Annotated in this window: 8 protein-coding genes and 3 tRNA genes; 10 read left to right on the forward strand and 1 reads right to left on the reverse strand. The window is 45.1% G+C overall.

Annotated elements, in window-relative coordinates; genetic code table 11:
* Positions 1–5: 5 nt before the first annotated feature.
* Together nlpD and rpoS are read left to right on the forward strand one after the other, a co-directional pair.
* Positions 6–920 carry a murein hydrolase activator NlpD gene (gene nlpD, locus AB6E30_RS11670; protein WP_372103687.1) on the forward strand — a complete coding sequence of 305 codons (915 nt, stop codon included), beginning with the start codon at positions 6–8 and terminating at the stop codon, positions 918–920.
* Between the two features lie 98 nt (positions 921–1,018).
* On the forward strand, positions 1,019–1,999 hold the full coding sequence (gene rpoS / locus AB6E30_RS11675; protein ID WP_017059027.1) for an RNA polymerase sigma factor RpoS: 981 nt from the start codon (positions 1,019–1,021) through the stop codon (positions 1,997–1,999).
* 140 nt (positions 2,000–2,139) lie between these two features.
* On the opposite strand, the gene mutS is transcribed toward rpoS, so the two are convergent.
* On the reverse strand, positions 2,140–4,701 hold the full coding sequence (gene mutS, locus AB6E30_RS11680) for a DNA mismatch repair protein MutS (RefSeq protein ID WP_017059026.1): 2,562 nt from the start codon (positions 4,699–4,701) through the stop codon (positions 2,140–2,142).
* A 124-nt stretch (positions 4,702–4,825) separates the two neighbouring features.
* Here mutS and pncC point away from each other — a divergent pair, with 124 nt between their 5' ends.
* The 8 genes from pncC to AB6E30_RS11720 all read left to right on the forward strand — a co-directional run bounded on the left by pncC (position 4,826) and on the right by AB6E30_RS11720 (position 11,931).
* Positions 4,826–5,320, forward strand: a complete 495-nt coding sequence (gene pncC / locus AB6E30_RS11685) for a nicotinamide-nucleotide amidase (protein WP_372103693.1) — start codon at positions 4,826–4,828, stop codon at positions 5,318–5,320.
* Positions 5,321–5,459: 139 nt separating this feature from the next.
* On the forward strand, positions 5,460–6,500 hold the full coding sequence (recA, locus tag AB6E30_RS11690; RefSeq protein WP_017056586.1) for a recombinase RecA: 1,041 nt from the start codon (positions 5,460–5,462) through the stop codon (positions 6,498–6,500).
* Positions 6,501–6,830: 330 nt separating this feature from the next.
* Positions 6,831–9,413 carry an alanine--tRNA ligase gene (gene alaS, locus AB6E30_RS11695; RefSeq protein WP_372057946.1) on the forward strand — a complete coding sequence of 861 codons (2,583 nt, stop codon included), beginning with the start codon at positions 6,831–6,833 and terminating at the stop codon, positions 9,411–9,413.
* Positions 9,414–9,633: 220 nt separating this feature from the next.
* Positions 9,634–10,815, forward strand: coding sequence for an aspartate kinase (locus tag AB6E30_RS11700; RefSeq protein WP_080583151.1), 1,182 nt, complete (start codon positions 9,634–9,636; stop codon positions 10,813–10,815).
* Between the two features lie 92 nt (positions 10,816–10,907).
* Positions 10,908–11,105, forward strand: coding sequence for a carbon storage regulator CsrA (csrA, locus tag AB6E30_RS11705; protein WP_004415691.1), 198 nt, complete (start codon positions 10,908–10,910; stop codon positions 11,103–11,105).
* Positions 11,106–11,581: 476 nt separating this feature from the next.
* Positions 11,582–11,674: transfer RNA gene (locus AB6E30_RS11710), tRNA-Ser, on the forward strand.
* Between the two features lie 43 nt (positions 11,675–11,717).
* A tRNA-Arg gene (locus tag AB6E30_RS11715) sits at positions 11,718–11,794 on the forward strand.
* Positions 11,795–11,838: 44 nt separating this feature from the next.
* Positions 11,839–11,931, forward strand: a tRNA-Ser gene (locus AB6E30_RS11720).
* Positions 11,932–12,080 lie beyond the last annotated feature (149 nt).

The raw sequence follows: 12,080 nt of genomic DNA on the forward strand, positions 1-12,080 counted from the left end.
AGTCGATGCGTTCGAAGTTGTTAAAAGGAAGTACTTTACTGCTTAGCTGTGCCCTTGTTGGGTGTGCAGCGAATTCGCCTGCGCCGGTTTCAAACCTAAACAAGAATTACTCATCGATTGATCGTGGTAGTTATCGTGGCAGTTACTATGAAGTTAAAAAAGGCGATACCCTTTACTTCATTGCTTATGTCACCAATAAAGACGTTAAAGACCTCATCGGTTATAACAAGTTGTCTGCTCCTTACACTATCCACCCAGGGCAGAAGCTTAAGTTATGGCGTCCTAGCTACAACGCGCCAGCGTATGGTAAGTCAACGGTAGCGGCAGCAGCAGTTGCTGCGCCTGTCGCCGCATCCACAACGTCATCTACGGCAAGTAAACCGAAAACCACACCACAAAAGAGCAAAAACTCTAAACTGGCTCCAGCTCAAACTACCACCAAAGTGGTGAAAAAAGATCCACCAAAGAAGGTTGAACAATCCAAATCAAAGGAGTATGTTGGTTCTAAAGGTAAACAGAATGTTACACCGTCCACCAAACCAACAAGTGATAAAGTATCCAAATGGTTATGGCCAACTAAAGGGAGAGTAATCGAGAATTTCTCTGTAGGCGAACAAGGAAATAAAGGCATAGACATAGCAGGACAGCGAGGTCAGCCAATAGTATCTACTGCAGGGGGAACGGTTGTTTATTCGGGTAATGCACTACGAGGCTACGGCAATCTAGTGATTGTGAAGCACAATGATAATTACTTAAGTGCATACGCGCACAACGACCGACTATTAGTATCTGAAGGGCAAAGTGTGAAACCAGGGCAGAAGATTGCAACAATGGGAAGCTCTGGAGCCAGCAGTGTTAGGTTGCACTTTGAGATTCGTTACCAAGGTAAATCCGTTAATCCAAAACGATATTTACCTTAAATACAATATGCAAAAATTACGTATTGTATGGAGTGACATAGTCATTTAGCGACATATGAAGTTGTAATGTCATGCTAATTTCGCCAGGGGGAGGCGTTATGAGTATAAGCAATGCAGTAACCAAAGAAGAGTTCGATCTTGACCAAGCAACCACGGAACCGGAAGCTCTTGGAAAAGCAAAACGAACAGTCACTAAGAAAACCGAAGCAAAAGAAGAAGTTGAAGTTACGTCTAAAAGTTTAGATGCCACTCAACTCTACTTAGGCGAAATCGGTTTCTCACCACTACTAACCGCTGAAGAAGAGGTGCTATACGCACGTCGAGCTCTACGCGGTGATGAAGCAGCACGTAAACGCATGATCGAAAGTAACCTGCGTTTAGTGGTAAAAATTTCACGTCGTTATAGCAACCGCGGCCTTGCACTTCTCGATCTAATCGAAGAAGGCAACCTAGGTTTAATTCGCGCCGTAGAGAAGTTTGATCCAGAGCGTGGCTTCCGCTTCTCAACTTACGCGACATGGTGGATTCGTCAAACCATTGAACGTGCGTTAATGAATCAGACTCGCACTATCCGTTTGCCAATCCATGTTGTGAAAGAGCTGAACATCTATCTGCGTACCGCAAGAGAGCTATCACAAAAACTTGATCATGAACCAACGGCGGAAGAAATTGCTTCTAAGCTAGACAAGCCAGTTGGTGATGTGAGTAAGATGCTTCGTCTAAACGAAAGAGTGAGCTCTGTTGATACGCCAATTGGTGGTGACGGTGAGAAAGCGCTGTTGGATATTATTCCAGACATCAATAATTCAGATCCTGAGGTTTCAACTCAAGATAGCGATATCAAGAACTCGTTGATTTTCTGGCTTGATGAGCTGAATCCTAAGCAGAAAGAGGTGCTTGCGCGTCGCTTTGGACTACTGGGTTATGAACCGTCAACATTAGAAGAAGTGGGCCGCGAAATCAGCCTGACTCGTGAACGTGTTCGTCAAATCCAAGTTGAAGGTCTTCGCCGTCTACGTGAGATTCTTATCAAGCAAGGTCTGAATATGGAAAACCTGTTCAACGTAGAAAACGACTAATTGAACGGATGATGCTTCTCTAAATAGAAGACAAATAAAAACGCTGACTTTAAGTCAGCGTTTTTTTGTTTGTGGCTTTGGTATTTCATGCCGTCTAATCAAAATAGCAGTACGGCCATAACAAGCTACTTGGTAAGAAACTAAAGCAGCTTCTTCAAGCGGTAAAGTTCTTCTAATGCTTGGCGAGGAGTTAGATCATCAGGATCAACATTCGCTAGCGCTTGCTCTACTTCACTCGGTTCTGGGATCAGGCTCAGTTGGTTTGCGATATCGACACCGCTTGGCTTCGATGTTGGCGACTCCATACTTAACGCTTCTAACTGAGTCAGCTTCGCACGAGCATTCTTGATCACTGCTTTCGGTACGCCAGCTAAACCTGCAACCGCTAGACCATAAGATTTACTTGCAGCACCTTCTTGAACTGCGTGCATAAAGGCAATGCTATCACCATGCTCAACCGCATCTAAGTGTACGTTTGCTAAAGTTGGAAGTTGGTTAGGTAGTTCAGTTAGCTCAAAGTAGTGCGTTGCAAACAGTGTCATCGCATTGATTTGATTGGCTAGCCACTCTGCACTTGCCCAAGCCAGAGACAGGCCATCGTAAGTACTGGTACCACGACCGATTTCATCCATTAGCACAAGGCTGTTTGGTGTTGCATTGTGCAGGATATTTGCGGTTTCTGTCATCTCAACCATGAAGGTTGAACGGCCAGAAGCCAGATCATCCGATGCGCCAATACGCGTAAAGATACGGTCGATAGAGCCGATGGTTGCGCTTTCTGCAGGAACATAACAACCGATATGAGCCATCAATGCGATGAGTGCCGTTTGGCGCATGTAGGTCGATTTACCACCCATGTTGGGACCCGTGATGATCAGCATCTTACGTTGATCATTCAGGTCGATAGGGTTAGCAATGAAAGGTTCGTCCATCACTTGTTCAACAACAGGGTGACGACCGGCCTGAATTTGTACGCCAGCAGACTCTGTCATGGTTGGACGACAGTAATCAAGGGTATCTGCACGCTCAGCCAAGTTCTGTAGAACATCAAGCTGAGATACTGAAGAGGCGATATTTTGTAGACGCTCTAGATACGGTAGTAGTAAGTCAAACAACTCTTCCCACAGCTGTTTCTCGATAGCGAGTGCTTTCGACTTAGAGTTAAGTACTTTGTCTTCGTGCTCTTTTAGCTCAGGAATGATGTAACGCTCAGCATTTTTCAGCGTTTGACGACGAACATAGTGTGGCGGCACAAGATGGCTTTGCCCACGGCTTACTTGAATGAAGAAACCATGTACGTTGTTGTAGCCAACTTTTAGCGTGTCGATGCCATGACGCTCACGCTCTTCTTGCTCAAGCTTATCAAGAAATTCAGTTGCGCCTGCTGCAAGGTCGCGCCATTCGTCTAACTCGGCATTGTAGCCTTCTGCAATCACACCACCGTCACGGATAACCACCGGTGGGTTCTCTTTGATTGCACGTTCAAGCAGCTCAGAAACCTCATCCACAGGAGAAGCATATTGAGCAAGTTGAGTTAGGTATGGGTGCTTCAGTTGCGTCAGTGTTTCAGCAAGCTCTGGCAAATATTCCATTGCTTGGCGAAGACGCGCCATATCGCGAGGGCGAGCAGAGCGAAGTGCTAATCGAGCGAGAATACGTTCGATATCACCAATCTGTTTTAAGGTTGGCTGTAGTTCTGTGAATAGAGCCAAATCTTTCATTTCACCAATTGCATCTAAGCGCTGATCGAGTGCAGATATATTGCGCATTGGTTGATGTAACCAACGCTTAAGCATACGGCTACCCATTGCTGTCGCAGTGTGATCAAGTACTTCGGCAAGGGTGTTATCAGTACCACCCCCAAGATTTTGCGTGATCTCCAAATTACGACGAGTTGCAGCATCAAGGATCACCGAGTGATCTTGTTTATCCATCGTGAGTGAACGGATATGAGGGAGGGCAGTACGTTGGGTATCTTTCACGTATTGGATCAAACAACCAGCCGCACATAGACCCAGTTTCGCGCTTTCTACGCCAAAGCCAACCAGATCGCGAGTACCAAACTGCTTATTCAATTGCTGCTTAGCGGTGTCTAATTCAAATTCCCATACAGGGCGGCGGCGGTTGCCATTACGGCTTGCCATTAAATCGACGGGTTCGAAATCTTCAGGGAACAGCAGCTCACGCGGAGAGGTTCTTTGTAGCTCAGCGGCCATCGCTTCTTCTGTTTCTGGCTCGCAAAGTTGGAATCGGCCAGAGGTAATATCAAGTGTCGCATAACCGAATTTACCGTTGTGGTGATAAATGGCTGCAATTAGGTTATCAACGCGTTCAGAAAGCAAGGCTTCGTCGGTTACGGTACCCGGTGTCACGATACGCACTACTGCGCGCTCAACAGGGCCTTTTGAAAGTGCTGGATTACCAATCTGTTCACAAATTGCTACGGACTCACCAAGTTGCACTAACTTTGCAAGGTATCCTTCAACCGCATGGTATGGAACACCTGCCATCGGAATCGGTTCACCATTTGATGAGCCACGCTTAGTCAGTGAAATATCGAGGAGTTGAGAGGCTTTTTTAGCGTCATCGTAGAAAAGCTCGTAGAAATCGCCCATGCGGTAGAACAGCAGAATTTCTGGGTTTTCTGCTTTCAGTTTTAGATACTGCTGCATCATGGGAGTATGTTTTTGATCGGCTTTCACAGTTAACTTCTTTCGTTTATTTCTATTGCGGCTTAGGATACGTGAAAGCGTTTCGTGCGAAAAGCGGCTGATGCGAAAAGATGCGAATCCAAATGATATGACAGTAAATAAAGGGAAGCAGATGATGCAGATGACTCAAGACCTTAGTGAGCAGCTTGGACATTTACTCGCTAAACACAAACACGTGTTAGTGACGGCTGAATCTTGCACTGGCGGAGGTGTCGCGAGTGCAGTCACCGATATTGCGGGCAGCTCTGGATGGTTTGATCGCGCTTTTGTTACGTACAGCAATGAAGCCAAACAAGAGATGATCGGTGTACAGCTTAAAACCTTAATGGAGTTCGGCGCCGTGAGTGAGCCTGTCGTAATAGAAATGGCGAGCGGGGCATTGCAACATTCAAACGGGACGATCTCTGTATCAATCAGTGGCATCGCTGGCCCAGGTGGCGCGACCGAAGATAAGCCTGTTGGTACAGTATGCTTCGCGTGGAAAGCGCTAAATGGCTGGGATAAAGTAGAAACGCATGTATTTACAGGCGACAGATCACAAGTACGCCAACAAGCCACGCACCATGCCCTGCAAGCTATTTATGATTACCTATCAATGGAAGGTAAGTAACATTTGTACAAATTATTTTCACACAGGTATAGACACTGTATGAATCAACAGTATAATGAAAGCCAATTAGTCACCCCTATGTGGGTTAGAAATAGATTCTAGATCGCTTGTTGAGACAACCGATTATGTGGAGATAGAAATGGACGAGAATAAACAAAAAGCGTTAGCCGCAGCCCTTGGTCAGATTGAAAAGCAATTTGGTAAAGGTTCTATCATGCGTCTTGGTGATAACCGCACAATGGACGTAGAAACTATTTCTACAGGTTCTCTATCTCTAGATATCGCACTAGGTGCTGGTGGCCTACCGATGGGACGTATCGTAGAAGTTTACGGTCCAGAATCATCAGGTAAAACAACGCTAACGCTTGAGCTTATTGCTGCAGCACAGAAAGTGGGAAAGACGTGTGCATTCGTTGATGCGGAGCACGCACTAGACCCTATCTACGCTCAAAAGCTTGGTGTTGATATCGATGCACTTCTTGTTTCTCAACCAGATACTGGTGAGCAAGCGCTGGAAATCTGTGATGCACTGGCTCGTTCAGGTGCAATCGACGTTCTTGTTATTGACTCAGTAGCAGCCCTAACACCAAAAGCAGAAATCGAAGGCGAAATGGGCGACAGCCACATGGGTCTTCAGGCTCGTATGCTTTCTCAAGCAATGCGTAAGCTGACGGGTAACCTTAAGCAGTCTAACTGTATGGCTATCTTCATTAACCAAATTCGTATGAAAATTGGTGTGATGTTCGGTAACCCAGAAACAACAACAGGTGGTAACGCACTTAAGTTCTACGCATCTGTTCGTCTTGATATTCGCCGTACTGGTGCGATTAAAGATGGTGATGAAGTTGTTGGTAACGAAACTCGTATCAAGGTCGTTAAGAACAAGATTGCTGCACCATTCAAACAAGCTGAAACTCAAATCCTTTACGGTAAAGGCTTCAACCGCGAAGGTGAGCTTATCGACTTAGGTGTTAAGAATAAGCTAGTAGAAAAAGCAGGCGCTTGGTACAGCTACAAAGGCGATAAGATCGGCCAAGGTAAAGCTAACGCTGGTAAATACCTACGTGAAAACCCAGAAGTTGCTCTAGAGATCGATACTAAACTTCGTGAGTTACTACTGACTCCTGCTGTTCTTGAAGAGAAAGACGTAGAGAAAGAAGAAGAAAACGAAGAGCTATAAGCTCACGTTTTATAGAGTGGATGTTTGAAAGAAGCATCCGCTTTGAAAGAATTTAAAGCCTCGCATATTTTATGCGGGGCTTTTTTATTGGATCTGCTCCGTCGAGCATGTCTTTGGTCAAATCTCTCGTTGACTGAGTTTCTTCGGTACTAGGTCGTCAATTTAGTTCTGCTTTTCCACGGCAAGATATAGTGGAATATTCTTCATTTTATCGAATTCCCACTAAAATCCTGCCCAAGGGTGTCTTTTCTACAAGAAAACTAGTCGAAGCCTTAACCATGATCTACAATACGGCAAAATTCTAACTCGACTATTTTCAGGAAGAGCTGCATGTACATGAGCACTGATGAGGTTCGCAACGCGTTCCTTAAGTTCTTTGAGAGCAAAGAACACCAAATCGTAGACAGTTCATCGTTAGTTCCACATAACGATCCAACCCTGCTATTCACTAACGCAGGTATGAACCAATTCAAAGATTGCTTCTTAGGCGCCGAAAAGCGTGCCTACACTCGAGCAACTACGGCTCAGCGTTGTGTACGTGCGGGTGGTAAACACAATGACCTTGAAAACGTAGGTTTCACGGCTCGTCACCACACGTTCTTCGAAATGCTAGGCAACTTCAGCTTTGGCGACTACTTCAAAGAAGAAGCGATTGGATTTGCTTGGGAATTCCTGACTGAAACTCTTCAACTGCCAAAAGATCGTCTACTGGTAACGGTATACGAGACAGATGATGAAGCATTCGATATCTGGAACAAGAAAGTAGGTGTTCCTGCTGACCGTATCGTTCGCATTGGCGACAAAGAAGGCGGTAAACAGTTCGAGTCTGATAACTTCTGGACGATGGGTGACACAGGTCCTTGTGGTCCATGTACTGAAATCTTCTACGATCACGGTGAGCACATCTGGGGCGGCCGTCCTGGTACACCTGAAGAAGATGGTGACCGTTTCATCGAGATCTGGAACAACGTATTCATGCAGTTCAACCGTCACGCTGACGGCACAATGGAACCGCTACCTAAGCCTGCTGTAGATACAGGTATGGGTATTGAGCGTATTTCTGCAATCATGCAGGGCGTTCACTCTAACTACGAAATTGATGTATTCCAAAAGCTAATCAAAGCGACTGCGGAAGTTGTTGGTCATGACGATCTATCTAACCAATCGCTACGCGTTATTGCTGACCACATCCGTTCTTGTTCATTCCTAATTGCTGACGGTGTTATGCCTTCAAACGAAGGTCGTGGCTACGTTCTACGTCGTATCATCCGTCGTGCAGTTCGTCACGGTAACAAGCTTGGCGCACAAGGCGTGTTCTTCCACAAACTTGTGGGCGTACTGGCTGAAGTGATGGGCTCTGCGGCAGATGAACTTAAGAAACAGCAAGAGCTGGTTGAAAAAGTACTTCGCATTGAGGAAGAGAACTTTGGTCGTACGCTAGAGCGCGGCATGGTTATTCTTAATGACGCACTAGATGCACTTGAAGGCAAAGAGCTTGACGGCGAAACAGTTTTCAAACTTTACGATACATACGGCTTCCCAGCTGACCTTACTAACGATGTAGCTCGCGAACGCGATTTTACTATCGATGAAGAAGGCTTTGAGAAGGCGATGGAAGCACAGCGTAAGCGTGCACGTGAAGCAGGCCAATTCGGCACGGATTACAACGCGACAATCAAAGTAGACACCAACACTGAGTTCTGTGGTTACACAGCAACTGAAGGTGCTGGTGAAATCTCTGCGCTATTCGTTGACGGCGAAGAGGTTGCTTCACTATCGGCTGGCGACAAAGCAATCATCATCCTTGAAGAGACACCATTCTACGCTGAGTCAGGCGGTCAATGTGGTGATGCTGGTACACTAAAAACAGCGTCGGGTCTTTTCAAAGTACAAGACACTCAGAAGCTAGGTAACGCATTTGCGCACCACGGTGAGCTAGTTGAAGGTGTATTTGCTAAGGGCGATAAAGTAGAAGCAACGGTTGACGCTGAGCGTCGAGCTGCTATCTCACTAAACCACTCTGCCACTCACTTACTTCACTCTGCATTGCGCGAAGTGCTAGGTGAGCACGTTGCTCAGAAAGGTTCTTTAGTTAAGCCAGACAACCTACGTTTTGACTTCTCTAACCTTGAAGCGGTAACACCAGCACAGATTAAAGAAGTAGAGCGTCTAGTTAACGCACAAGTTCGTAAGAACCATGTGATTGAAACGAACATCATGGACATCGAGTCAGCGAAAGAAAAAGGTGCAATGGCACTGTTTGGCGAGAAGTACGATGATGAAGTTCGCGTTCTATCTATGGGCGACTTCTCTACTGAACTTTGTGGTGGTATCCACGCTTCAAACACAGGTGATATCGGCCTATTCAAGATCACTTCTGAAGGTGGTATTGCTGCGGGTATTCGTCGTATTGAAGCGGTAACAGGTGAAGCTGCACTAGATGCAGTAGAAGCTCAAGCTAACGCTTACGAAGAGAAACTGGCTGAGTCAGCTAAGAAAGCGAAATCGCTAGAGAAAGAAATCCAACTGCTTAAAGAAAAGATGGCTGCTGCAGAAAGCGCAAACATCATGGGCAAAGTAGAAGACATCTCTGGTACTAAAGTTTTGGTTGCTGCAATTGAAGGCGCAGACAACAAGAACCTACGTACTATGGTTGATAACGCTAAAAACCAAGTAGGTAGCGGCATCATCCTGATTGCGAATATCGCAGACGGTAAAGTTGGCTTGATTGCTGGCGTAACCAAAGACCTTATCGGCAAAGTAAAAGCGGGTGACCTCGTTAAGATGGTTGCTGAGCAAGTTGGCGGTAAAGGCGGCGGTCGTCCAGATATGGCTCAAGCGGGCGGTACAGACGTTGAAGCACTGCCAGAAGCGCTTAAATCTGTGCGTACTTGGCTAGAAGAGCGTCTTTAAGCTTAAGTAATTGATACAAAGATGCCCAATCAGTTGATTGGGCATCTTTTATTTTGCCTATTGGAAGTGTGTTTAAACAAGGTTTGATTGAGATTAACCAAGAAGTCTAATGGTGGCGTTAGACTCCTTGGTTAATTTTTTATTGCTTCGCCCTGACGCGGAGTATGTGTTTTTTTGTCATATATAGACATTGGTCTTGGGAAGGTGAGGACGGGTGAAAATGCCTCTTATCGTGCAGAAATTTGGTGGAACGTCGGTGGGTTCAATAGAGCGGATCCATCATGTAGCAGAAAAAATCATTGAAGCGAAAAATGAAGGGAACCAGATCTTGGTTGTCGTTTCTGCTATGTCAGGTGAAACAAATCGGTTAGTTAACTTAGCTTCACAAGTTGATAGTGTCCCAAACGCTAGAGAATTGGATGTGTTGTTAACGGCTGGAGAACAAGTTTCCATGGCTTTGTTGGCGATGACGTTGCACAAGTTGGGTTATGAAGCGACATCGATGACCGGCTATCAAGCCAAGATACACACCGATTCTAATCATAATAATGCGACGATTGAGCGTATTGATACCGCTCCTATTAGAGCGCTGTTAGATGATGACCAGATTGTCATTGTTGCAGGTTTTCAAGGCGTTAATGCGAAAGGTGATATCACAACCTTAGGGCGAGGTGGTTCAGATACCACGGCTGTTGCATTAGCGGGCGCGCTTCAAGCTAAAGAGTGTCAGATCTATACCGACGTTGATGGCGTATATTCCTGTGACCCTAGAGTGGTTAAGCAATCTAAAAAATTAGATACCTTAGACTTTCCCTCTATGGAAGAAATGGCTCGCAGAGGCGCTAAGGTTTTGCACCTTCCATGTGTTCAGCATGCGTGGCGACACAATGTACCACTGAGAGTACTTTCGAGTTTTGAAGAAGGCGAGGGCACTCTCATCGCGGGTAATGATTGTTTGAATGATATTGCTGGAATAGCCATTCAAAGAGATATGGTTCGCATCGAGTGTTTGAATCAAGATTTACCGTCTCTCATGTCGCATTGCCAGTTGTTAGGGATCGAAGTCTGTAGTGTGATCGAGGAAACAGAACGGGCAGCGCTCATTATCAAACCGGACATAAGTGCTAAATTAAAACTAGTTTTTGCTGAAAAAATCCGTAATAGTGAATATGTTAGTTTGTTAACTGTGGTAGGAAGCCGAACGCAAGAAATTGTGGTCAGTTCACATGGATTGTTGTCTGAAGGCGAAATTGATGTACAACATCACTTATTGCAGCAGCAGTCTTTAACTTTGGTGATATCACCAACGCAAGTCGATATAGCTGCTAACATATTACACAATGCATACATCGTAGCGCGTGAAACACAGGGTTATCTTAAAAAAGAAGTGCATTTTGGTTAAATAAACTCAATCGATAGTTTACGAAAATATAACTTTTGTTGGATAATGCTCTCGTAGCTAGATAAATTTAGAGATTACTCAAGGAGCAAAGAATGCTAATTTTGACTCGCCGTGTTGGCGAAACACTGATGATTGGTGATGAAGTAACAGTTACTGTACTAGGCGTTAAAGGTAACCAAGTACGTATTGGTGTTAACGCACCTAAAGAAGTATCTGTTCACCGTGAAGAGATCTACATGCGCATTCAAGCTGAAAAAGGTAATGGTAACGTTGCATCTGGCAACTACTAATACTTTTGCGTAGAAGAGGGGCTAGCATTGTTGCTAGCCTTTTTTGATCTTGGGAGAGCAAAATCACAACTTAGTGATTGGCTAGTTCAATAACTGGCTTAGTTATAGATGCTGGATGGAGTGCTTGATTTAGAAAAGCCAAGCCACCAGAGTTAACTCTTATTGAAGCATCATGATATTTGTTTGCCATAGTTCAAGTTTTACTGACTTACCCTATGGCGAAATAGAGCATCCCGTAGTATGGTGCAAACAGCAGTGATACTTACTGCGAGATAAATTAGATAATTGTTTTCCGCTGTTAATTATTGCCAATCTTTCACCTTAATTTTTAAGGAAAAAAGCGCTAATTGGATGTTATAAGTTCAATTTGCAAGCGCTTTGATTAAATAGCAAACGGTTGAGTGTTTTTGTCCAATTTTTTTCAATAAAGTGTTTGACATATTTTCGGTAAAACGTAATATGTGCCTCCGCAAGACGGTGAGGTGGCCGAGAGGCCGAAGGCGCTCCCCTGCTAAGGGAGTATGTGGTTTGTAGCTGCATCGAGGGTTCGAATCCCTCCCTCACCGCCATTTCTTGCGAGTCTAAAATTAGCAATTTAGACAATGTAAATGTGCGTCCTTAGCTCAGCTGGATAGAGTACCTGGCTACGAACCAGGCGGTCGGAGGTTCGAATCCTCCAGGACGCGCCATTCTCTCTTCTCTTACTTGTAAGTGATTTGAGAATAATGAATTAGGTGAGGTGGCCGAGTGGCCGAAGGCGCTCCCCTGCTAAGGGAGTATGTGGTTTGTAGCTGCATCGAGGGTTCGAATCCCTCCCTCACCGCCATTCATTACAGGCCGATGGCCTTTTTTTTTCTTCGTAGCAAGAAGAATGTGATATATTTCACAACTTCATTCTTAATGAATGAACACCGTGCGTCCTTAGCTCAGCTGGATAGAGTACCTGGCTACGAACCAGGCGGTCGGAGGTTCGAA

Source organism: Vibrio sp. 10N.247.311.12 (assembly GCF_041467515.1).
Classification (GTDB): Bacteria; Pseudomonadota; Gammaproteobacteria; order Enterobacterales; family Vibrionaceae; genus Vibrio; species Vibrio crassostreae_C.